This window comes from Dietzia sp. ANT_WB102, from assembly GCF_008369165.1.
Classification (GTDB): Bacteria; Actinomycetota; Actinomycetes; order Mycobacteriales; family Mycobacteriaceae; genus Dietzia.
This window is the reverse complement of the sequence record NZ_VOBA01000001.1, coordinates 191147-212349: the sequence shown is the minus strand read 5'-3', so window position 1 is coordinate 212349 and position 21203 is coordinate 191147. Positions and strand designations below refer to the sequence as shown.

Annotated in this window: 21 protein-coding genes; 9 read left to right on the top strand and 12 right to left on the bottom strand. The window is 68.4% G+C overall.

All coding sequences use genetic code 11. The features are described 5' to 3' along the window. Nucleotides 1-106: 106 nt before the first annotated feature. Genes bioD through bioB form a run of 4 tightly spaced genes read right to left on the bottom strand, consistent with a single transcriptional unit; the run spans nucleotide 107 to nucleotide 4509 of the window. Complete coding sequence (gene bioD, locus FQ137_RS00985) at nucleotides 107-874, bottom strand: dethiobiotin synthase (protein WP_149290737.1); 768 nt, start codon at nucleotides 872-874, stop codon at nucleotides 107-109. Next, a complete protein-coding gene (locus tag FQ137_RS00980; protein WP_149290736.1) occupies nucleotides 871-2064 on the bottom strand; it encodes an 8-amino-7-oxononanoate synthase in 1194 nt (397 codons plus the stop codon). Before FQ137_RS00980 ends, bioD begins: the two co-directional genes overlap by 4 nt. Then, nucleotides 2061-3401: an adenosylmethionine--8-amino-7-oxononanoate transaminase gene (locus FQ137_RS00975; protein ID WP_149290735.1), complete on the bottom strand. Its 1341-nt coding sequence runs from the start codon at nucleotides 3399-3401 to the stop codon at nucleotides 2061-2063. Before FQ137_RS00975 ends, FQ137_RS00980 begins: the two co-directional genes overlap by 4 nt. A gap of 1 nt (nucleotide 3402) precedes the next feature. Then, nucleotides 3403-4509 carry a biotin synthase BioB gene (gene bioB / locus FQ137_RS00970; protein WP_149290734.1) on the bottom strand — a complete coding sequence of 369 codons (1107 nt, stop codon included), beginning with the start codon at nucleotides 4507-4509 and terminating at the stop codon, nucleotides 3403-3405. Nucleotides 4510-4615: 106 nt separating this feature from the next. On the opposite strand from bioB, the gene FQ137_RS00965 reads away from it, so the two are divergent. Beyond that, nucleotides 4616-5152 (top strand): TetR family transcriptional regulator, encoded by a 537-nt coding sequence (locus tag FQ137_RS00965; protein ID WP_149290733.1) that lies wholly within the window; start codon nucleotides 4616-4618, stop codon nucleotides 5150-5152. Between the two features lie 49 nt (nucleotides 5153-5201). Here FQ137_RS00965 and FQ137_RS00960 read toward each other — a convergent pair whose 3' ends face one another. From FQ137_RS00960 to FQ137_RS00950, 3 genes are all read right to left on the bottom strand, one after another. Next, nucleotides 5202-5783, bottom strand: a complete 582-nt coding sequence (locus FQ137_RS00960) for a CAP domain-containing protein (RefSeq protein ID WP_149290732.1) — start codon at nucleotides 5781-5783, stop codon at nucleotides 5202-5204. Nucleotides 5784-5941: 158 nt separating this feature from the next. Continuing rightward, complete coding sequence (locus FQ137_RS00955; protein ID WP_149290731.1) at nucleotides 5942-6562, bottom strand: CAP domain-containing protein; 621 nt, start codon at nucleotides 6560-6562, stop codon at nucleotides 5942-5944. A gap of 159 nt (nucleotides 6563-6721) precedes the next feature. Continuing rightward, nucleotides 6722-7255: a CAP domain-containing protein gene (locus FQ137_RS00950; protein WP_149290730.1), complete on the bottom strand. Its 534-nt coding sequence runs from the start codon at nucleotides 7253-7255 to the stop codon at nucleotides 6722-6724. A 188-nt stretch (nucleotides 7256-7443) separates the two neighbouring features. Between FQ137_RS00950 and FQ137_RS00945 the strand changes: the two genes are divergently transcribed. Continuing rightward, nucleotides 7444-7776, top strand: a complete 333-nt coding sequence (locus tag FQ137_RS00945) for a cupin domain-containing protein (protein WP_149290729.1) — start codon at nucleotides 7444-7446, stop codon at nucleotides 7774-7776. A 35-nt stretch (nucleotides 7777-7811) separates the two neighbouring features. On the opposite strand, the gene FQ137_RS00940 is transcribed toward FQ137_RS00945, so the two are convergent. Then, nucleotides 7812-9431 carry an MFS transporter gene (locus FQ137_RS00940; RefSeq protein ID WP_255583295.1) on the bottom strand — a complete coding sequence of 540 codons (1620 nt, stop codon included), beginning with the start codon at nucleotides 9429-9431 and terminating at the stop codon, nucleotides 7812-7814. A gap of 133 nt (nucleotides 9432-9564) precedes the next feature. Here FQ137_RS00940 and FQ137_RS00935 point away from each other — a divergent pair, with 133 nt between their 5' ends. Continuing rightward, entirely contained in the window at nucleotides 9565-10698 is a 1134-nt protein-coding gene (locus tag FQ137_RS00935; RefSeq protein ID WP_149290728.1) for a hypothetical protein, read from the top strand. Nucleotides 10699-10838: 140 nt separating this feature from the next. After that, a complete protein-coding gene (locus FQ137_RS00930; RefSeq protein WP_255583294.1) occupies nucleotides 10839-11630 on the top strand; it encodes a SurA N-terminal domain-containing protein in 792 nt (263 codons plus the stop codon). A gap of 13 nt (nucleotides 11631-11643) precedes the next feature. Here FQ137_RS00930 and FQ137_RS15280 read toward each other — a convergent pair whose 3' ends face one another. Beyond that, entirely contained in the window at nucleotides 11644-11796 is a 153-nt protein-coding gene (locus FQ137_RS15280) for a hypothetical protein (RefSeq protein ID WP_188064705.1), read from the bottom strand. A 4-nt stretch (nucleotides 11797-11800) separates the two neighbouring features. After that, a complete protein-coding gene (locus tag FQ137_RS00925; RefSeq protein WP_149290727.1) occupies nucleotides 11801-12592 on the bottom strand; it encodes a class E sortase in 792 nt (263 codons plus the stop codon). Nucleotides 12593-12975: 383 nt separating this feature from the next. On the opposite strand from FQ137_RS00925, the gene FQ137_RS00920 reads away from it, so the two are divergent. Then, the gene (locus FQ137_RS00920; RefSeq protein WP_149290726.1) at nucleotides 12976-13188 is read left to right on the top strand and encodes a hypothetical protein; all 213 of its coding nucleotides are present in this window, start codon (nucleotides 12976-12978) and stop codon (nucleotides 13186-13188) included. Between the two features lie 87 nt (nucleotides 13189-13275). Here the strand turns inward: FQ137_RS00920 and FQ137_RS00915 are convergent, their stop codons facing one another. After that, nucleotides 13276-15642, bottom strand: a complete 2367-nt coding sequence (locus tag FQ137_RS00915; RefSeq protein ID WP_149290725.1) for an arylsulfatase — start codon at nucleotides 15640-15642, stop codon at nucleotides 13276-13278. A gap of 303 nt (nucleotides 15643-15945) precedes the next feature. On the opposite strand from FQ137_RS00915, the gene FQ137_RS00910 reads away from it, so the two are divergent. Then, nucleotides 15946-16389 carry a hypothetical protein gene (locus FQ137_RS00910; protein WP_149290724.1) on the top strand — a complete coding sequence of 148 codons (444 nt, stop codon included), beginning with the start codon at nucleotides 15946-15948 and terminating at the stop codon, nucleotides 16387-16389. Between the two features lie 91 nt (nucleotides 16390-16480). Then, nucleotides 16481-18025 carry a hypothetical protein gene (locus tag FQ137_RS00905; protein WP_255583293.1) on the top strand — a complete coding sequence of 515 codons (1545 nt, stop codon included), beginning with the start codon at nucleotides 16481-16483 and terminating at the stop codon, nucleotides 18023-18025. Between the two features lie 64 nt (nucleotides 18026-18089). Here the strand turns inward: FQ137_RS00905 and FQ137_RS00900 are convergent, their stop codons facing one another. After that, nucleotides 18090-18944, bottom strand: coding sequence for a universal stress protein (locus FQ137_RS00900; protein WP_149290723.1), 855 nt, complete (start codon nucleotides 18942-18944; stop codon nucleotides 18090-18092). Between the two features lie 190 nt (nucleotides 18945-19134). Between FQ137_RS00900 and FQ137_RS00895 the strand changes: the two genes are divergently transcribed. Both FQ137_RS00895 and FQ137_RS00890 read left to right on the top strand, forming a co-directional pair. Continuing rightward, entirely contained in the window at nucleotides 19135-19587 is a 453-nt protein-coding gene (locus FQ137_RS00895; protein ID WP_149290722.1) for a Fur family transcriptional regulator, read from the top strand. Between the two features lie 50 nt (nucleotides 19588-19637). After that, complete coding sequence (locus FQ137_RS00890; RefSeq protein ID WP_149290721.1) at nucleotides 19638-21164, top strand: catalase; 1527 nt, start codon at nucleotides 19638-19640, stop codon at nucleotides 21162-21164. Nucleotides 21165-21203: the final 39 nt, after the last annotated feature.

The window sequence follows — 21203 nt, the reverse complement described above, 5'->3', positions numbered from 1 at the left end:
TACAGCAGAAATTGCCGCATTTGCGCTGGTCGCGTGATAGGGGAATCCGGTGCGCCGAACAGGTTCCCCGACATCGGCATCCCCATGGCGAACCCGCCTAGGGCTTTCAGCCCCCCGAGATGTGCACCGAGCCACGGCACGTGGCGGTTAAAGCGTCCTCGTCGAACCACCCCGGCGCGCAGCGGACGAACTCGGCAGGGGAGAGGGCGCCAGCCCCCTCGGGAATCCTGCCTAGCACTGGCACTCTGGTGAGTCGCGGCAGGTCCTCGAGATTGCAGCGCTCGGCCAGGCTCGGATCGTCAGGCCACGACCCCACGACTATCCCCGCGCAGCGCAGCCCCGCCGACTCGATGGCGCGAACCGTGAGTTCAGTGTCGGACAGGGTGCCCAGTCCCGCGCGCGCGACCACGATCACCGGCGCACCCAGTGACCGGGCGAGGTCGAGGACGGTGAGGTCGGTGCCGAGTCGCACGAGAATCCCGCCCGCGCCCTCGACGAGGTCGAGGCGGGGTGTGCTTGCCGCCGGGCCACTGGGTGTGCCGAGCCACGCGCGGATCGGGTCGAGCAGCTCGGGCAGTGTGGACTGCGGTACCCCGGCCACACGAGCAGCGGTCTCGGGCGCCAGCGGATCGGGTAACCGCCGCACCTCCAGCACCCGTTCCACGCCGGACAGGCGCGCGGCCTCCTGCGCATCGCCGGGCTCGCCGGGCCCGAGGCCTGTCTGGACCGGCTTGCAGATGCTTACATCCAGGCCGGCGGAACGCCCGAGCGCAGCCAGCGCAGCGGTGGCGATTGTCTTTCCGACATCAGTGCCCGTGCCCGTGACGATGACAGGCGCGGCTGCCACGCCGCCGGAGGAGCCGCCAGCACTCATGGGCGGGCCCCAGCGGATGCGTCGGCGAGCGCGGGGTTGGCCACGTGGTGCCCGTGCTCGTCGAGGACGCGGGTGAGCACGTCGCCAGCCCGCGCCAGGTCGGCGTCGGACAGATCGGCACGGGCCGTGAGGCGCAGCCGCGCGGTGCCCTCGGGAACCGACGGCGGCCGGAAGCAACCGACGCGCAGGCCCAACTCCAGGCATCTGCCTGCCGCGGAGACCGCGCGCGCGGGATCACCGAGGATCACCGACACCACCGCCGACCGCGGCCGCTCCGCGCCGGTCACCGCCGCCAGGTGCTCGGCGACCTCCACCACGCGCGTGGCCAGCGCGGGCTCGCGGCGCAGGACGGCGAGCGCCGCCCGGGCCGCGCCCACCGCGGCGGGTGCCAGACCGGTGTCGAAGATGAAGGTCCGGGCACTGCTGATGAGGTGTTCGCGAACCCGCTCCGAGGTCAGCACCACCCCGCCCTGCGAGCCGAGCGCCTTGGACAGCGTCGCCGTGACCACGACATCCTCGTGGCCGGCCAACCCGAGTTCTTGCACGAGCCCCCGCCCCCCGCTGCCACGCGCGCCGAGACCGTGGGCCTCGTCGACCAGCAGGACCGCGCCGTGCGCGCGGCTCGCATCGTGCAGCGCGAGCAGGGGTGCGAGCTCGCCGTCAGCGCTGTACACCGAGTCGGTGACGACCAGTGCCCGCTCCTCGGTCCGCTCGGCCAGAGCCCTGGACACTGCGCCGACGTCGCCCCGGTCGACGACGACAACGCGTGCCCTCGACAACCGGCACGCATCCACGAGCGAGGCGTGGGAACCGCCGTCGGAGACGATGAGCGATCCCCGCCCGGACAGCGCGACCACGGCCCCGAGGTTGGCGGTGTATCCGGAGGAGAACACCAGCGCGGCAGGCGTGCCGCAAAATTCCGCGAGCTCTGCCTCCAGTGCAGCGTGATCGGCGGTCGTGCCGGTAACCAGCCTCGAACCGGTGGCGCCCGCGCCCCAGCGGCGGGTCGCCGCCACTGCCGCCTCGACGACCTCCGGGTGCTGGCCCAGGCCCAGATAGTCATTAGACGCGAGGTCGATCACCCCGTCGTCGGGCAGTCGCGGTCTCAGGACCCGGCCGGTATGGCGGGCGGCCCGGTCGTCGGCGGCGGCGTCGAGCCAATCCAGGGCGGGGGAGCGGTGTCCGGTCATCGGCCCGCCCCCGCCGCCGCGTCCGCCCCGGCAACGGCTGCCGCACAGATCTGGTCGATCTCGTCGTCCGTCGAGGTGAACGGCGGCATCGTGTAGATGAGGTCCCGGAAGGGGCGGAGCCACACGCCGCGGTCGGTGATCGCGGTCGTCGTCGTCGCCATGTCCACCGCGGCGTCGAGCTGGATCACCCCGATCGCCCCCAATACCCGCACGTCCACCACGCCGGGTAGCTCGCGTGCGGGCGCCAGGCCGCGGCGCAGGCGCGCCTCGATCCGCGGCACGTCGCGCCGCCACCCGCCGGCCTCCACCAGGTCCAGCGACGCGCACGCCACCGCGCACGCCAGCGGATTGCCCATGAACGTCGGCCCGTGCGCCAGGCCACCCGCCTCGCCGGCACTGATGACCTCGGCCACGTGGTCCGTGGTCAGGGTCGCCGCGAGGGTGAGATACCCGCCGGTCAGGGCCTTGCCGACGCACATCACGTCGGGTGCGACGCCAGCATGGTCGGCGGCGAACAGTTCACCAGTGCGGCCGAAGCCGGTGGCGATCTCGTCAAAGATGAGCAGTGCGCCGGTCTCGTCGGCCAGCCGCCGCAGGTCATGCAGATAATCCGGGTGGTGGAAGCGCATCCCCCCCGCGCCCTGGACCATCGGCTCCACGATGATCCCGGCCAGCTCGTCGGCGTGTCCGCGGATCACCCGCTCGAGCTGAGTCACGTAGCTGGGGTCGTAGTCGGCGGGCGGCATCGGCGCGAACACCTGCTCGGCCACGACGCCCCGCCACATGCTGTGCATACCGCCGTCGGGATCGCACACGCTCATCGGGGAGAGTGTGTCGCCGTGGTAGCCGCCGCGCCACGTCGCCAAACGGGTATGTCGCGAGTGTCCCAGCGAACGCTGGTACTGGATGGCCATCTTGGCGGCGACCTCGACGGACACGGAACCCGAGTCGGCCAGGAACACCTTGTTCAAATCGCCCGGGGCCATCCGCGCGAGGCGGGTCGCGAGCTCGACGGCCGGGGCGTGGGTGAGCCCGCCGAACATCACGTGACTCATCGTGTCGACCTGCCGGTGCGCGGCGGCGTCGAGGTGCGGGTGCCGGTAGCCGTGGATCGCCGACCACCACGAGCTCATCCCGTCGATCAGCTCGCGCCCGTCGGTCAGGCGCAGTCGCACTCCGTCGGCGGAGGCCACCGGCAGTGGCTGCGTCGACGCCGGGAACCCGCCGTAGGGGTGCCAGACGTGCTCGGCGTCGGCGGCCAGCAACGCCCCCGTGGCGGCCTTCTGGGCGGCGCGACCCAACTCCCGCGCCGGGGGAACCTGGAGCGAAGCGGACATGTCAGGCGTTCGCGGGCTCGCTAGTGCCGGCCCCGCGCGTACGGATGGCGACCTTCTCGTCACGGCCAGTGGCGGCGGGCACGACCGGGCCCTCGGCGGTGGCCGCGTCGGCCGGCTGCTCCATCTGCAGGACCTCGAGACCGGCGTCGGCGATCATCTGCAGGTCTTCGCCGCCGGGCTGGCCCTCGCTGGTGAGGTAATCGCCCAGGAACAGCGAGTTGGCGACGTACAGCGCGATGCCCTGCAGGTGGCCGAGATGGCGCTCGCGGCCAGCGGCCACCCGGATCTCCGTATCGGGCGCGACGAAGCGGACCATCGCGAGGATGCGCAGGCAGTCGCGCGGGTTGAGCGTGTCCACGCCCTCTAGCGGGGTGCCGTCGAAGGGCAGCAGGAAGTTGACCGGGATCGAGTCCACGCCCTTGGCGCGCAGGTCGAAGGCCAACTCGACGAGCTGCTCGTGGGTCTCACCCATGCCGGCGATGAAACCCGAGCAGGCAGACAGGCCGGCACCGTGGGCCTGGGCAACCGTGTGCTCGCGATCGGCGTAGGTGTGGGTGGTGCAGATGTCCTCGTAGTGGCTCTCGGCCGTGTTGAGGTTGTGGTTGTAGGCGTCCGCGCCGCTCCCGCAGAGCTTCTCGGCCTGGCCGTCCTTGAGCGCGCCGAGGCAGGCGCACACCTCGACCCCCGGGGTGTCGGACTTGAGGGCCTCGATGATGTCGGTGACCTTGTCGACCTCACGATTGCTGGGCCCGGTGCCGCTGGCGACCAGGCAGACCCGGGAGGCGCCGGCCGCGATGCCGGCCTTGGCGGCGGTGACGGCCTCCTCGGTGTCCAGCCAGGTGTAGCGCAGGATTCCGGCGGTGGAGTTGAGCCGCTGCGAGCAGTAGAAGCAGTCCTCCGGGCACAGGCCGCTCTTGAGGTTGACCAGGTAGTTGACCTTGACCTTGTTGTCGAAGTGCTGGAATCGCAGCCGGGACGCGGCCGCGACGACCTCCATGAGCTCGGAGTCCGGGGACTGGAGCACGGCGAGAGCGTCGGCTGAGGTGACGACTCCACCGCCTAGTACGTGATCCGCGAGCTCGTGCCAACGGGGGGTCGTGGTGGCCATAGTTCCTCCTGAACGCCGTTCATTGAACGCCGTTCAAGGTAGCCGACTGGTCCGGTCTTGTACAGCGTTCAGGAGGTGGGTGTGGCGGCCGGTAGGATCAGCGCTCGTGGCCCTGACAAAAACGGCGGTCGTCGACACCGCACTGGAACTGCTCCGCGAGTCGGGGCTGCCCGGCATGTCGATGCGCACGCTGGCGACTCGGCTTCACGTCCAGCCGAGCGCGTTGTACTGGCACGTGCCGTCCAAGCAGGCGCTGCTCACCGTCGTCGCGGAACGGATTCTGGCGACCATGGGCCCCATCGGGGCCGGGCACTCGGCCTCCGAAGAACTCCGCGCGGTCGGCGAGGCCCTGCGCGTAGCCGTCACGGGCATCCCGGACGGCGCCGAGATCGTGGCGCTGGGCTTGGCGGCAGGGGTGGCGAACCCGGTTGCCGAGGTGGTCGAGGCGACGTGCGAGCGCCACGGGCTCGCGGGCCGGGCGCCGGGGCTCACCACAGCGCTGACCGGTTACGTGGTGGGCGTGAGCCTGGAGGAGCAGACCCACCACAACCTCACCGTCGCAGACCCGGCGACCCCGCCGGTCGAGTTCGATCCGCGCTTCGAGCGAGGGCTCGACGCGCTGCTCGCCGGCGTCGCGCCGTAACCACCGCAAACGCTCAGCCCACTCGCGAACGCGGGCCCTCAAGCGGAGGTCAGTACCGGGCGAAGACCTGGGTCGCGTAGAGCTTGCCGTCGGCGGCGACCACGGCACCCATCCCCATCGCGGTGTGGCCCGGGTTGAGCAGGTTCGCGCGGTGGCCGGGGGAGTTCATCCACTGGTCCACCAGTTGCTGGGCGGTGGCATGCGCGTAGTTCTGCAGGACATTCTCTCCGTAATGGGCCCACCCTCGGGGGATCTGCGCCCCGACCTCCGGGTTGTGGAACATCCGGTTCTGTGCGGCCTGTGTGGCGCTCCAGTTGGTCGCCACCTCGGTGAGGCCGCCGTTGACCGCGAGCGGGGCCAGGCCGTGTGCGGCGCGGGCAGCGTTCGTGGCGTTCTCGAGCTGAGCCCGGTATTCGGCGGAGGCGGGGTCGATCGCGGGCGCGCGGGCAGGCGCGGGCTCGGCGAAACCGATCGTCAGGCCCGGCAGGTGTATCTGGGGCAACTGGATCTGCGGTATTTGGACCTGCGACGCCTGGGCCGAGGCCTGCGGGGCCGCGCCCAGGGCGAGGGCTGTGGTGGTGGCGGCTATCAGCACCAGGCCACGCCGGAGGGGATGGGGAGCTCGGGTCACGGGTGTCGTTACCTTCCGCGTGCTGCGACCCGACGGTCGGATCGCCGGACGCCACGGTAGGCACCGGCATTCGCCCTAAGCCAGAGGTTACTAAGCACACGGGCCCAGAGCACCGGCGACGGACCCGGTCGCCGGTGCTCTGGACGGATGTTCGTGAGTCAGTGGCGCGCGAAGTCCTGGACCACGTGGACGGTGCCGTCCTCGGCGGTGGCCACGCCCACCCCGACCCGGACGAACTGTCCGTCCAGCATCCGCTCGCGCATACCCGTATCGCTGAGTAGTGCCGTGAGTGCCTTCTGTGGGGTCGCACCCGCGGGCAGTGCCAGCACGGTGCGGTCGGCGGACCTGGTCTCCACCGTGCCGGGAGCGCCGGTGGCGTCGCCATCCCCGGCGTCCGCGGGGACGGGGAGGTCACCGGTCGTGGGGTCGCCCTCGGCGAGCTGGACCGCACGCTCGCGGGCCGACGCCTCGAGTGCGGGGTCTGCGACAAGCCGTTCGGCGCCCACCGCGAGGCGCGCTTCGTTCACCGCGGCGACCACACTGCCCTCGAACGCCATCAGCCTGACCTCCTCCGGCACCAGTTCGGCCGCGGCCGCTGCGGCCGGGTCGGTCTCTGTGCCGGGGGCGGTCTCGGGGGCGATCGAGGCCAGTCCGGGGATCGCGGAGAAGAGCGGCAGTGCGAGCTCCAGAGAGCCCTGCGCGGCCGCCGTGCCGGCGCCGGAGGCGAGCAGTAGGGCGGCCGCGCCCGTGGCGACGGCGGAACGAATGGAATGACGCACGCGATGGTCCTTTCCTCGGGCCGCGGTTCGCGCCGCGGCCTGCGTGTGGAGCAGTGCCGCACCAGGCGTAGTCGCCCAGCGGTGATCACTCCTACCTCTGTCGTCACTCTAGTCACATGCGTTACAGCTGTGTGAGTCGACGTGCGCCGATTCCGCGGACTACTTCAGGCGGACGAAATTCTGGGTGGAGTACAACTTCCGGCTATCCGCGACCGCCGCTCCCACGCCGAGGTGAGTGTGTGCCGGGTTGAGCAGATTGAGGCGGTGGGGTGTCGAGTTCATCCACTGCGCGACGAGCGCCTCGCCGGTCGCGCCGCACCAGTTCTGCAGGACGTTCTCGCCGTAACTGCTCCACTGACGCGGATAGGTCGCCTCGACCTGGCCACGGATGCCCGGGTTGTGGTACATCCGGTTCTCCTCCGCCATCTGCTGGCTCCAGTTCCGGGCGATCCGCTCCAGACTGTCGAGTCGCTTGACGGGGGCCACTGTGGCAGCGGCACGCTCGCGGTTGGTGTGCTCGTAGATGTCGTCGACCACCTGCTCGAGCTCTGCCGACGTGGCCTTCTCGCACGGCGCTGGCGTGCCTACGCTGAGCTGGAGTGATTGGGCGCCGGTGACCGGCGCGGACAGGGCGATGAAGGTGGCAGCCGCAGCTGCGACGGCTCCGATGCGCCGGCTGGCGATGCTTCGCATGAGGGAGGTGTCCTGAGGGGGTCGGGGGACGTCGGGAAGATGGCTGGGGGACGCCACTAGGTGAGAATAGAGTCGCGTTCGCGGAGATGTCCCCACAATCGCCTGCTTCGCCGCCGGTCCGGTAATGACGGTTTGTCTGCGGCATGCACCCACGCTTGGCACAGTCTGAGGCGAGGGAAGGGGAAATGATGAAGAAGACATCTCTGACGGCGCTCGCGCGCCAGCAGCTGGAACGCGCCCGTCAAGCGAAGAGCGGTCGGAGCGCGGACACGGTGTTCGGAGGACACGAACACGTCATGCGCCAGACGCTGATCGCCCTCCGCGCGGGCACCGCGCTGAGCGAACACGAGAACCCGGGGGAGGCGACGGTGTACGTCCTCGAGGGTCGGGTGTCGCTCACCGCCGAGGGTGATGCCTGGAACGGTTCGCCGGGAGACCTGCTCCGTGTCCCCGATAGTCGGCATGCCCTCGAGGCACTCGAGGACTCGGTCGTCTTGCTGACGGTGGCCAAACTCGGGTAGGAGTCCGGCCACCCGACTCTGCGCGACTGGTGGTGTCAGCAGCGCTTCTCGCGGCGACGGTCGACAATGCTGAACGCCAACGCGCCCGACGCCAGCGTCGCGATCAGCCCGAGCGCCACCCGGAACGCCAGCAGCCAGTCGTCCTGGGTCTCGACGATCCAGAACAACACGCCCGGCACGATTGCCGTGCCCACCGCGGTGCCCATGCGCTGGCCCAGCGAGATGATGCTGCCCGCGACTCCGCCGTACGCGGGATCCACCGCGCGCAATGTCAGCGTCTGGTTGGGAGAGATGGTCATGCCCTGCGCGGTGCCCATGAGGGTGGCGGGGACCATGAAGATCAGATAGCTCACCGCGCCCGATTCCACGACGCCCGCGAGCAGGATGAACGCGAGTAACGCGGTAATGGTGAGGCAGAAGCCGGCGATGACCATCCGTCGCCCGAGCTGGAGCACGAACCGCCCCGCCACCTGCGCCGAGATGGCAGCCATGATCGAGGCGGGCAGGCTGACGAGCGCCGAGTTGACGGGCGCGTAGCCCAGGTGGAACTGCAGGTACATCGGCATGACGATCCACAGGCTCGTGCCGCCCACGAAATAGATCGACACGATGATCATGCCGTTGCGAAACGCCGGATCGCGGAAGATGTCGGGGTTGACCAGCGGCGGACGTCCGATTCGCTCGTACCGTCGCTCCCACCACACGAACACGGCCAGGACACCCAGCCCGACCGGCACCAGCGCCCAGTAGGCGAGGCTCCCACCACGGGTCAGGAACGGGAGCATCAGAGACAGCACCGCCACGCCGAGCAGGATGATGCCGACGGGGTCGAGGTCCAGTCGGGCCCGCCGGTTCCCCCGGGTCGGCTTCGGCAGGGCCGCGTTCACCGCAGCGGTGAGCCGGGAGGCGCGGCCGGCCCCGTCGTCGTACACCCCACTGCGGTCACGATCGGTGTCGTCACCCCGCTCCGCGAGGAGTCGCGCCATGTCGCCGGCACGCGCGGCGGACCCGCCCACATCCGGCCCCTCGTTGCCGGGCGGGAGGCGGCGGTCGTCCGGCAACCACCGCTGCCCCAGCACCATCGCTACCACGCCCAGCGGGACGTTGACCAGGAACATCGCCCGCCAGCCGAGGTCGTCGCCGAGGGCCTCGATGAGCAGGCCGCCCACGAGCGGCCCGGACGCGGTGGCGATGGAGACCGTCGTGGCCAGCGTGGCGAACGCCCGTGCCCGTGCCTCGCCGCGGAAATACTTCTGGATGAGGCCGAACGTCTGCGGGTTGAGCATCCCGGAGCCGACGCCCTGGATCAGGCGCGCCAGGTTGAGCATCTCGATCGACTGCGCAAACCCCGCGACCACAGCACCGCCGACGAACACCGCCACGCCCGCCAGGAACAGGCGCTTGCGGCCGGTCGCGTCACCCATCCGGCCCGACGGCACGAGCAGGAGCCCGAACGCCAGCGCGTACCCGGACACCACCCACTGCAGGCCCCGAGAATCCGAATCGAGGGCGGTGCCGATCACCGGCAGCGCCACGTTGATCACCGACAGCGCGAGCAGCGCCATGAACATGGGGACCATCAGGGTCGTGAGGACCCGGGCGGTGCTCACCGGCCGTGTCGTCGCGGACGCGGTTGTCTGGAGCTCATCGGTCACTTCCGCGATGATATCCGCGCCGGCCGACATGCTCACGCGACCGCGCGCCGGCCACCGGGGCCGGAAGGTCACGGCGCCACAACAACCCGGTCACATCCTCGCCAACTCGCGCCGATATCAGTAACGTCAGGTCATGGCTGATGTCACCCGTACCGCAGAAGTCGATCCGATCCCTACGACCGATCTCGCCGAGCTGGGAACCGCCACCGGCAGGTCGGTGTCCATATTCATGCCCACCGCCCGCGGCGGCGCCGAGGTGCGCGAGAATCCCATCCGCGCCAAGGCGCTCATCAAGGAAGCCGAGGCGCAGCTCAAGGCGCACGGCGCAGCGCAGGAGGAGTCCGACGAGATCCTCGGCCCACTGGTCGCGCTGCTCGAAGACGACGCCTACTGGCAGCACCTCGCCGACGGCTTGGCGCTGTACGCCTCCAAGGGATTCTGGCGCGCATACCGCGTGGCAAAGGACTTCCCGGAGGCGGTCCACGTCAGCGACAGGTTCGCCGTCCGGCCCATCGTGCCCGCTGCGGTCGGCGACGGTGAGTTCGTGGTGCTGGCGGTGAGCCAGAACAAGGTGCGCCTCTTCGAGGGGACCGCCGCCACCATCCGCGAACTGGAGCTCGGGTCGATCCCGTCCTCGATGGATGACATGCCCGGGGAGGACCTGCCTCCCTCGCAGCAACAGTTCAGCCCAGGCCCGGCCTCCGGCTCGGTCTCGCGCAGCGTCGGCGGAGGCGTGCTCCACACCCACGGCACCGGCGCCGAGGTGGGCGACGTCCAACTGAAGAAGTTCCTACGGCAGGTCTCCCAAGGGCTCGACGAGGTGTTGGACCCCAACGACCGCCGCCCCGTCGTGCTGGCCTCCGTGTCCGAGTACCACGCACCGATTCGTGACAGCCTGCAGCACGGCAACCTCGTGGACGGTGTCGCGGCTGGCAACCCCGACGCCCTTTCACCGGCTGAGCTGCACGAGCGCGCGTGGGCAGTGGTCCAGCCGGAGATGAAGCAGAAGGCGGACGCAGACGCGGACCGCTTCGGCGACGCGCTCGGTGCTGGCCGCGCGCTTGCCGGCGGCGGCTCGGACATCCTGCACAGCGCCCGCGAGGGGCGCGTCGACACCCTGCTGCTGACGCGCCGCCGGTGCACTGCCGATCACGGCCCTGACGATCTGGACGCCGCCGTCGGTCACGTGCTGGCCACGTCCGGTTCCGTAGTGGTGGTCGACACGCTGCCGCAGGACGTGGCGGAGGGCGCGATCCTCCGGTTCTGATGAGGCTGAGGCTGAGGCGGGGGCGGGCGGTGTGCTTCGGTGCACCGCCCGCACCCGACCGTGTCCGGTGCACAGCTCCCGCCTATCTCGGATGTGTACCGTCGGCGTCTTCACGCACACGAACAACGTGAGGAGATCGAGTGCGCACAAGAACGTGGCGGGCGGCCGTCGCCGCCGTGGGAGCCGTACTGGTGGTCGCGGGCTGCGGCGCCGGGGGCGACGACGACGAGACCGGCGCGGCTGAAGCGCAGGCAGCGGCCGAGCAGTCCGAACAGGCGCCAGGGCCGGGGCAGGATGGCGAGCAGTCCGCGGACGGGCCCGACACGTCCGACATCCCCGACCCGGTGGCCGAGGTGAACGGCACCGAGATCTCGCGAGACGAGTTCGTCTCGGTGTTCCGGAACCAGTACCAGCAGATGACCATGCAGGCTCAGATGACCGGCCAGCCCGTCGACGAGGCCCAGCTCAAGAAGCTGACCGCCGACGGGTTGATCGGCACCGAACTGCTCACGCAGGAGGCCGGCAAGCGCGGGATCGACGTCTCCGAGGAGGAGATCCGGGCCGAGCTCGCGGTGTTCGCCGAGCGGAACCAGGTGAGCACCGACGAGTTCATCGAGGCGATGGGCAAGCAGGGGCTGGACCGTGAGGCGGTGCTGGACCAGATCGACAAGCAACTGCGCGTGGAGAAGCTGATCGTCGCCGAGTACGGGGAGTTCGAGGTGACCGACGCCGACGTCGAGGCCGCCTACGAGCAGGTCCGCCAGCAGCAGGCGATGTCCGGCGGCGGCGCGGCCGGTGGTGGCGAGCTGCCCCCGCTCGAGCAGGTCCGGGACCAGGTCGAGGAACAGGTGCGGGCCGAGCAGGAGGCCGGGTCGATGGAGAAACTGTCGCAGAAGCTCCGCAAGGATGCGGACGTGACCGTTCACCTGTAGATCGGTCGGACTCCTACACGGTGACGTCGGTGTGCGGCAGTTGTGCCGCCACCCACGGGAACACGACCTCCATGAGAATCAGGAACACCGCCGTCACCAAGATGAGGACGAGCAGGATCTTGACCGGCCGAGGGCCGGGTAGCGATCGCCAGAAGTAGGCGTACATTGTCTCACTCCTCCAGGGCGGCCGGCAGGCCGGCGGTCTTCGAGATGGTCTCCACCAGGGCGGCGTGCACGATGAGCCGCTCGGCGTTTGAGTACATCGGGTGGCAGGTCGTCAGGGTGAGCAGCCGCTCGGGGGCTTCAGCGATGTCGGCGCTCCCGGGCACGGGCGCGATCACGCCGACGTCGCCCGGAGTCGTGATGTGTCGGCCCGTCATGTGGGCGTAGTCGCCGGAGGTGACGCGGTCGACCTGATGCGGGGTGAGGCAGTCTCGCGCGGCGGCCAGTCGTTCCTCGCCGCCCCCCTCCACCGGCAGGAGACGGTAGGTCTGCCACTGCGTCTCGGTCTCGACGACGATCGCGTCGCACGAGTTCAACCGGTCGAGATGTTCGAAGACCGCGCCCGAGCCGTTGCGGTGCCCGGCAAGTGCGGCGTTGCCGGGCTCCCCGGGCATCTGGGTCCCCGGGTAGTGGCCGGGCCCGGTGCGTAGGTCCTCGGCCCGGACGCCCTCCACTGCCACGTAGACCGCGCCCTCACCGAGTGATGGCAGATGGACGCGGGCGAACGGCTCACCGAGCGGCGGAACGGGCGGCGGTATCGGTTCACCCGTCGCTACGGCGGCGGGATCGTCGCCCCACCGTTCCTCGAGGCCGGCGGCAGCCTCGGCCTGCAGGCGCCCGGCGGCCAGGTTTGTCCAGAACGCCTCGTAGAACGCGTACAGCAGCAGGACCGCCGCGACGGTGAGCAGGAGTTCGCCGACGATCCGGGCAGCCCCCGCGCGCGACGTGCGTGCGCTCATCAGCTCGATCTCCTCATCTGCCCCCGGTGGAGCCCATGGTCTCATGACGGGTCCGGCCCGCAGCGCGAGCGAGCGTGGCGGCGCCTCGAAGCGGGCGGATTGAATCACGACTAGCTTTTCCTCGCCCAGGAGCTGGCGGACAGCTCGTACCCGCATTCAGGCGGCAGTCATGAATGATCCAGCGGCCACCTTGTTCATGAAGCCAGGGAGCCAGAAAGGCGGGTAGACAGGGATCGGGATGGCGCGGATAGCGGTCAATGACCGGCAAGGCCGTGCGACAGATGCCACACTGATAGCGGAGTCCGCACCCGGCGTAAGCTCGAGGCCAAGGGGCCGTGGCACTTGCAGCCGAAGCGCCAGCCCGTCAAGAGGGGAACGCCGTCGTGACCAAGATTGTGGCCAGAGTCAGTCCCCGCCAATGGGCCGGTCTCATCATCGCGATTCTGGCGATAGTCTTCGTCCTCATGAACCGCGGCGAGATCCCGATCAACCTCTTTGGTGTGCAGGTCACCGGGCCCGCGTGGGTTCTCCTGTTGCTCGTGTTTCTCGTCGGCTGGCTCGTAGGGGTGCTCACCAACCGCAGGAGCCGCAAGTAGGCCCGCGGGCCCGCGCCGTCGCCGCGCTTGAGTTGTTTTGGCTCCGGGCGCTACAGACCCGGAGCCCGACTCGATAGTCGGGGACGCCTACTGCCGCGAAGCGGCGACGCGAGCGATTTCCGCCGGGTCGATCAGGTGTGAGTGATCGTCCTGGCCGACGTCGATCTGCACCACATCTATGCGTCCGTTGAATTTGGATGCTTCGCCGTAGTCGGTAGACACCGGCATCCCGTAGTCGTCGCCGATGTCTGTTGTCTCTTCGGCGGAGAAGACCATCGGTTGAGTCTGCTCGACGCGTCCCGATCCCACTGGCCGCCCGTCGTAGTAGAGCATTACATCGCCGCCCTTGGCGAGCCCACCTCCGTCATAGGTGAATGACGCTTGAATTTGCACGCTAGCTTCGGGAAGGTCCTCCGTCGCCGCTACGACGAACTCGCGCATGCCGAGCAGGTTGTAGACGAACTTTGCGCGTCCTTCCCGGATGTACAGCGCCCACCCTCCGAAGCGCCCGCCCTGGGCGATGAGAACCCCGTTGGCGACTGCGTCCCGTGGGGGATCGATCGCCGCCGTGACGGAGAACGATCGATTCTTGATGTCGATGACGCTGTTCTCGCTAAGGCGCTTCATTCCGGGAAATAACACTTGGGACGTGCCGGTCACGAGCTGCGGCCGGCCCGCGATCGTGGCATTGAGCCGTTCGAAGCGTCGATCGTCGATGGGTAGAACGTTGTACTTCACCGCCTCGATGAGCCACAGTCGCTGCAACGCCGCGAGCCTGTCAGGCATCTCCGCGGCTAGGTCTGTCGACTGGGTCCAGTCGACAGACCCGTCGTAGAGCTCCCAGACGTCATCGTCGAGTTCGGGCAGCTTCTCGTTGGGGAGCCATGGCGTGCTGTGGCGGGTCACGGCACTCCACCCCTTGTAATAGACCCCCCGATTGCCTGCCATCTCGAAGTACTGCAGATCATGACGCTCCGGTGCGTCCGGATCATTGAAGCTGTAAACCATGCTGTTGCCCTCGATCGGCGACTGCTGGATGCCGTTGACGAAGGTCGGCTCGGGTAGACCTGCGGCTTCGAGGACTGTGGGCGCCACGTCTATGACGTGGGCAAATTGCGATCGGATCTCGCCGCTGTGAGTAATACCGGACGGCCAGTGGACGATGGCCCCGTTGCGGGTGCCACCCCAGTGGGACGCGACCTGTTTCGTCCACTGGAACGGGGCGCACATCGCCCATGCCCACCCGACGGAGTAGTGGTTATATGCCTCGGGGGTGCCGAGTTTGTGGTTAACCTCTGCCAGGAATTCGGGGGTCTCGATGGCCGCGAGGCCATTGAAGTTGGCCATCTCGTTGAAGGCTCCGTTGACGGTGCCCTCGGCAGAGGCTCCATTGTCGCCGATGATGTAGTAGATGAGCGTGTTGTCGAGAGCGCCGAGGGCATCGATCGCGTCGACCACGCGACCCACGTGAAAGTCAGTGTGCTCGAGAAACCCCGCGTACACCTCCATCTGGCGCTCGAGCACTGGCTTGAGCTCCTCGCTCATGTCGCTCCACGCCGGAATGGCAGCAGGACGCGGTGTGAGCTCGGCATCCGCAGGGGCGATTCCTTTGTCGCGTTGCCGAGCAAGTGTCGCTTCGCGCTGGGCATCCCAGCCGTTGGCAAATCGCCCGGTATATCTGTCCGACCATTCTGTGGGAACGTGGTGCGGCGCATGGGTTGCCCCGGGAGCGAAGTACACGAAGAACGGTTTTTTCGGCGCCAGCGCCTTCTGGGTACGCACCCAGTCGATGGCCTTATCGGCAAGATCCTCGGTCAGGTGATAGCCGTCTTCGGGGCCCTTCTCGGCCTCGATTGGAGTGGTTCCCTCATAGAGCGCGGGGTAATACTGGTTATTCTCGCCGCCGATGAAACCGTAGAAATACTCGAACCCTCCGCCGCCGGTGGGCCACGCGTCAAACGGCCCTACCGGCGAGGTCTGCCAGGGCGGGACTTCGTGGCACTTGCCGAATTGAGCTGTCGAATAGCCGTTGAGCTTGAGTGTCTCGGCCAAGGTCGCCTTGGTGTTGGGGCGCAGTCCTGATGAGCCGGGCGCCGAGGTCGCGGTTTCGGTGATCATGCCCATGCCGACCGAATGGTGGTTGCGGCCACTGAGCAGGGCTGCCCTGGTGGGCGCGCACAGGGCAGTCGTATGGAACCTGTTGTAGGCGAGTCCGCCCCGGTGGAGGCGTTCAGCCGTGGGGGTGTTGATAGGGCCACCGAACGCACTGCTCGCGCCGAAACCGACGTCGTCAAGCAGGACTACCAGAACATTCGGGGCGGTGCCAGGGGGGAGCACGGGCGTTATGGGCGGGAAGGAGGTGTCAGGGTCCTTCGCGTCGTAGGTCACATGTCCAAGATAAGGGCGGTCCGGAATGGGTAGGACGGATCGCTGGCGGTCGGTTGCATCGTTCATGGGGACCCCCCGGTGAGTGGTCCTGCTGATGCTATGGCACGGGTACGCCGAAGACAATGGGGTAAACATTTGGGGTTCGGGGGTGGACTGCCAAAGCAGGCGACAGTTCCGGAGTTGAGCTTACCTGTGCGTTTCCGGTTCTATTCGATGCTTCGGCGCGTAGGCGGCGCGAGGCCATTTGAGAAAAGGCACAGAATTATGATATAGACGGCGTCCACACCGTCGTCTACCATCTGAAGCCAGTGTTGATTCGTCCATCGGTACCGCTGCCTGTGGCCAGCGCTCGTTTATAAGGAGATCGCCATGGCCACAACAGCAGAGCATCGAACCGACGTGGATCAGGAGGTGAGATTCAGTGGCGGCGCAGGGGCGGCGACCCTGGCGGCCGCAATACTGCTTCTGGTTTCAGGCGCCGCTCTCATCCTCCAGGGCATCGCAGCACTGCTGAAGGATGACCTCTTCATAGTCGGAGTCCAGTACATCTACAGCTTCAGCCTGACCGGCTGGGGGTGGGTGCATGTGATCGTCGGGATCCTAGTCGTGCTTTCCGCGCTCGGTTTGTTCAGTGGGGCGACGTGGGCCCGAGTGGTGGCGATCGGAATAGCAGGCGTGTCGATCATCGCGAACTTCCTGTGGCTCCCTTACTTCCCATGGTGGGCGATCCTGATCATCGCCCTGGATATCGTGGTGATCTGGGCGCTCGCAACCTGGGAGCCGCGCCCTACGACGAATCACGGGCGTCGCTGACCGGAGCGAACGGGCGTTCGCTCCGGCGCGGGGACTCCGAAAGTTGCGAACTCAGGGTCCCACCGGCCCCTGGGGTGATGAAATCGCTCCTATGGGAACAGTCAAACGACTCAGGGCGGCAGCGTCTGCGGCGATTGCCCTCGCCGCGGGCCTCTCCGCACTCCAAGCCCCCGTGGTCGTGGCGCGAGATGTTGCACCGCCGGGTCTCGGGCCCGCCGGCACGGCCACGGTCCACGGCGATGCCGCCGCGACCGACACGCTGCCCGGGCGCGGTCCCGGCATGAACCCGGCAATCGCCTCCGCGCTGACCGGGGCGACCTGTTCGACCGTGTTTGTCGGCGCCGACGGCATGCCGGTCGCCCTGTGCACCTCGTACGTCGGACTCAACCCGCCGACCCCGCTCGCGCCGACGGTCAAGCTCTTCCATCCGGACACCGCGGCGGTACTGGCGGAGGTGCAGTTGGCCAAGGGTGCTTTGCTCGGCGGCGTGTACGGCTACCTCGACGACCGTGACCGCGTGGTGGTCGCGGACGGCAATCGCAGACTGCTGGCCGTCGGGCACGAGCGCACCGCAGACGGCCCGTGGCGCATGACGGTCGACGTCCTGGCCGATCTGTCCCCGGCCGTGCCCGACGGCGACGCGATCACCGGGCTCATGCCTGGCTTCGACGGCCGGGTGTGGTTCGCGACCTCCGGCGGGGTGGTGGGGACGGTGCGCCCCGGTGGCGACGACGACGGGCTCCGCTTCTTCGCACTACCGGCAGGGGAGAAGATCACCAACGGGCTGACGATCCGGCCCGGGGGTGCGTCGGTGATCACCACCCGAGCCCTCTACGAGATCGATTCCTCGGCAGACGGGACACCGACCGTGCGCTGGAGGCACGGCTACGAGGTGGCTCCGGCGCGGAAGCCCGGCCTGCTCGCGCACGGGTCTGGGACCACGCCCACCTATTTCGGACCCGGTGACTCGTTCGTGGCGATCACCGATGACGCGGAGCATCCCGAACTGATCGTGCTGCGCCGCGACGATGGGACGCAGGTGTGCCGGATGCCCGCGTTCGCCACGACCTTGCGGCCCGAGTCCGCTGCCGCAGACGGGGTCCTCATCAACGGCCCCGCGGCCACGGAGAACTCGATCATCTCGTTCGGGCGGGCGCTGGTTCTGGTCAACACCTACGGCTTCGAGTACCCGCCGTTCGCCGTCGACGGGCCCGCAGCGCCCCCGTCGGCTCCGTACACCGGCGGGATGACACGGATCGATGTCGACGAGGACGGCTCGTGCTCGCGTGCCTGGACCTCGCTGGAACGCACGGCGTCCCTTCCCAAACTCACCACCGCTGACGGACAGATCCACGCCCTCGCCTACGGCCCGCCGCGTGCAGTCCCTGGACTCGAATCGGTGCCCGGCTCGTCGCCCGGCCCGGTGCTCGATCAGGGACTGGCGCAGAAGTTCGGCCCGGTGGACGTCATCTCGACCGATGTGGAGACCGGCCGCGAACTTTCCCGCACCTTCGTCGGCCACGCCCCGCTGGAGGAGCCCATGGAGCTCACCGGGACGATCACGTCCCGAGGCGACGCACCCGGGGTGATGTGGCAGCCCACCCTTACCCGCATGCTCCGGATCGGTCCCGCCTAGCCGACCCGACCTGCTCCGCCGACACCGCGGGCGCAGGCTTTGCGACGGTCGGACGGTGAGTCGGTCAGTCGGTCGGGCGGATGACCGCGACCGCGCACGGCGCCGTCTGCAGCAACCGCCGGCTCACCGAGCCCAGCAGCAGCCCGGCAAAGCCGCCGTGGCCCCGCGAGCCCGTGACCAGTAGTGATGCCCCCGCCGCCTCGTCGGAAATCGTCACGGAGGGCTCACCGACTACGAGGATGAGTTCGACGGTGACGTCCGGGTGGCGAGCCTCGTGCGGGGCGAGGGCGTCGAGGACCTCCTTCTCGTCCTCGGCGAGAACGCTCTCGGCTAACTGGTCGAGGTCGAACAGCGACGCACCCGGCAGCCGCGGGACCTCGACAGAGTGGACCGCACGCAGGGTGGTGCTCCGGCGCTCGGCCTCGGCGAAGGCGAACGCAACGGCAGCGTCGCTCGCGGCCGATCCGTCGGCCGCCAAGACGACCGGGCCCACGGCGGGGCTCTCCGGGGTCCGCGGGGTGATGACGATGACCGGACAGGTCGCGTGCTCGACCACGCCGGCAGAAGTCGACCCCATCGCGAAATCCTCGCGCGCGGTGAGACCGCGGCTGCCCACGATGATCGCCGAGGCGTCCCGCCCGGCCTCGACGAGCGCACCGACAGGGCTGTCCGCGATAACGCGGTAGCTGGTCGGGACGTCAGAGGTGAGCCCGGTGAGTTGCTCGCGCATCGCGCCCTCGACATTCGTGCGGGCCGTCTCGTCGAACGCCACGACGCGACCCACCGCGCGGTCGGCGGAGATCACCTCGAGCGGGGCGTCATGGTCGCGGGCCCAGGCGGCTGCCCAGGCCACGGCCCTGCGGGAGTCCTGTGAGCCGTCATAACCGCACACGACCGGTCCGATGGCGGTCTCCGACATGGCTTCCTCCTGCTGGTTCGGGGTTGCGGGTCAGCCTAGTCGTCGACTCCAGGCCCCGGTGTAGATGCCGCCTCGACCGAGACCTGCGACGTCTGGCCGCGGATGCGCCCCGCGCTGGGTCGGAGCTACTCCCATATCGGAATCTGACAAGTTCTGGACTGATTCCAGAATGTGGGCTATTGTGGTGAGCATGACGACAGCAATAGAGGACCAGGGAGCACTGCTCCGCGAGGCCGGTTTGAGGGTGACCTCTCCGCGTCTCGCGGTCCTCGCCGTCGTCGCCAGTCGTCCCCACGTCGCGGCGGAGGACGTCGCGTCGCTCGTCCGGGAGCGGTTAGGGGCGGTGTCCACGCAAACCGTCTACGACGCCCTGCGTGTGTGCACTGACGTCGGCCTCATGCGGCGCATCGAGCCCGCCGGCTCGCCGGCGCGGTACGAACGGCGGACGGGGGACAATCACCACCATCTCGTGTGCCGGCAATGTGGGCGCATCGAGGACGTTGAATGCGCGGTCGGGCACGCGCCCTGCCTCATTGCTGACAGTGACCACGGCTTCGAGATAGACGAGGCGGAGGTCAACTACTGGGGCACTTGTCCCGAATGTCGGGCGAAGCGCGCCCCTTCGTCGCAGACTGAGACTTAGACCACTTGTTTGTGCACCCGCCCGACCGCAAAACTATCGAGGAGTATCCGATGACCACACATCCCGCCGATCGCGGCGTTCGCCACATCGACCCGAAGGCGCCCACCACTACCGATAGCGGTGTGCCCGTCCCGCACGACGAGTTCAGTGCCCAGGTCGGTCGGCAGGGCCCCCAGCCGCTCCACGATTTCTACCTGATCGAGAAGCTCGCCCACTTCAACCGCGAGAACGTTCCCGAGCGGATTCCCCACGCCAAGGGATCGGGCGCCTTCGGCGAGTTCGAGACCACCGAGGACATCTCCGACATCACCTGCGCCGGCCTGTTCCAGAAGGGCGTCAAGACGCCCATGCTCGCCCGCTTCTCCACCGTCGCCGGGGAGAAGGGCAGCCCGGACACCTGGCGCGACCCGCGTGGCTTCGCCCTGAAGTTCTACACCGAAGAGGGCAACTACGACCTGGTCGGTAACAACACGCCGATCTTCTTCATTCGCGACGCCATCAAGTTCCCGGACTTTATCCACTCGCAGCGCCGGAAGAACGCCTCCGGCCTGCGCAGCCATGCGATGCAGTGGGACTTCTGGACCAAGAGCCCCGAGACGACCCACCAGGTCACGTGGCTCATGGGTGACCGCGGGATCCCCAAGACCTGGCGTCACATGGACGGCTTCGGCTCGCACACCTACCAGATGATCAACGCCGAGGGCGTCCGCCACTGGGTCAAGTTCCACTTCAAGACCAACCAGGGCATCGACTTCCTCACCCAGGAAGAGGCCGACACGCTGGCCGGTGAGAACGCCGACTACCACCGCCAGGACCTGTTCGAGTCCATCAAGAACGGGGAGTTCCCCTCCTGGGACCTGCACATCCAGGTGATGCCGGTCGACGAGGCGGAGACCTACAAGTACAACCCGTTCGACCTCACCAAGATCTGGTCGCAGAAGGACTACCCGCTGCGCAAGGTCGGCACCATGACGCTGAACCGGAATCCGCAGAACCATCATGCGCAGATCGAGCAGGCTGCGTTCGCGCCGACCAACATCGTGCGCGGCATTGGCTTCTCGCCGGACAAGATGCTGCTGGGCCGCGTCTTCGCATACCCGGACATCCAGCGCTACCGCATCGGGACGAACTACCAGCAGTTGCCCGTGAACTCGCCGCTGTCGCCTGTCAACTCCTACTCCAAGGAGGGCAACATGCAGTACGAGTACAACCATCCGGCGGTAGCCGAGTACCACCCCAATTCGATCGACGGCCCCACCGCCGACCCGTCCAAGGCCTACGACCTCGGGGAGTGGGACACCAAGGGTTCGGAGATCTTCCGCGGTGACGTCGAACCGCACGCGGAGGACACCGACCAAGCCCAGGCCACCATCCTGTACCGCGAGGTCATGGACGATGCCGCACGGGAGCGCCTGCAGAACAACATCGCCGGCCACGTGAGCGCGATCGACCCGTCCGAGACGGAGCTGCTCGATCGCGTGTACGCCTACTGGGCCGCGGTGGACCCGGATCTCGGTGCCGCCGTGAAGTCCAAGGTCGAGGCGTCTGAGCGCGGCAACACCCGCCTGCAGGACTGACCTGGCGGTAAGCAAGTGAGCTCGCCACAGGGCCCGATC

Bases quoted from the DNA above. Each gene is read 5' to 3' on its own strand.
- bioD (WP_149290737.1), bottom strand. From the start codon at position 874: ATGAGTGCTGGCGGCTCCTCCGGCGGCGTGGCAGCCGCGCCTGTCATC.
- FQ137_RS00980 (WP_149290736.1), bottom strand. From the start codon at position 2,064: ATGACCGGACACCGCTCCCCCGCCCTGGATTGGCTCGACGCCGCCGCC.
- FQ137_RS00975 (WP_149290735.1), bottom strand. From the start codon at position 3,401: ATGTCCGCTTCGCTCCAGGTTCCCCCGGCGCGGGAGTTGGGTCGCGCC.
- bioB (WP_149290734.1), bottom strand. From the start codon at position 4,509: ATGGCCACCACGACCCCCCGTTGGCACGAGCTCGCGGATCACGTACTA.
- FQ137_RS00950 (WP_149290730.1), bottom strand. From the start codon at position 7,255: ATGCGAAGCATCGCCAGCCGGCGCATCGGAGCCGTCGCAGCTGCGGCT.
- FQ137_RS00945 (WP_149290729.1), top strand. From the start codon at position 7,444: ATGAAGAAGACATCTCTGACGGCGCTCGCGCGCCAGCAGCTGGAACGC.
- FQ137_RS00935 (WP_149290728.1), top strand. From the start codon at position 9,565: ATGGCTGATGTCACCCGTACCGCAGAAGTCGATCCGATCCCTACGACC.
- FQ137_RS15280 (WP_188064705.1), bottom strand. From the start codon at position 11,796: ATGTACGCCTACTTCTGGCGATCGCTACCCGGCCCTCGGCCGGTCAAG.
- FQ137_RS00925 (WP_149290727.1), bottom strand. From the start codon at position 12,592: ATGAGCGCACGCACGTCGCGCGCGGGGGCTGCCCGGATCGTCGGCGAA.
- FQ137_RS00915 (WP_149290725.1), bottom strand. From the start codon at position 15,642: ATGAACGATGCAACCGACCGCCAGCGATCCGTCCTACCCATTCCGGAC.
- FQ137_RS00910 (WP_149290724.1), top strand. From the start codon at position 15,946: ATGGCCACAACAGCAGAGCATCGAACCGACGTGGATCAGGAGGTGAGA.
- FQ137_RS00905 (WP_255583293.1), top strand. From the start codon at position 16,481: ATGGGAACAGTCAAACGACTCAGGGCGGCAGCGTCTGCGGCGATTGCC.
- FQ137_RS00900 (WP_149290723.1), bottom strand. From the start codon at position 18,944: ATGTCGGAGACCGCCATCGGACCGGTCGTGTGCGGTTATGACGGCTCA.
- FQ137_RS00895 (WP_149290722.1), top strand. From the start codon at position 19,135: ATGACGACAGCAATAGAGGACCAGGGAGCACTGCTCCGCGAGGCCGGT.
- FQ137_RS00890 (WP_149290721.1), top strand. From the start codon at position 19,638: ATGACCACACATCCCGCCGATCGCGGCGTTCGCCACATCGACCCGAAG.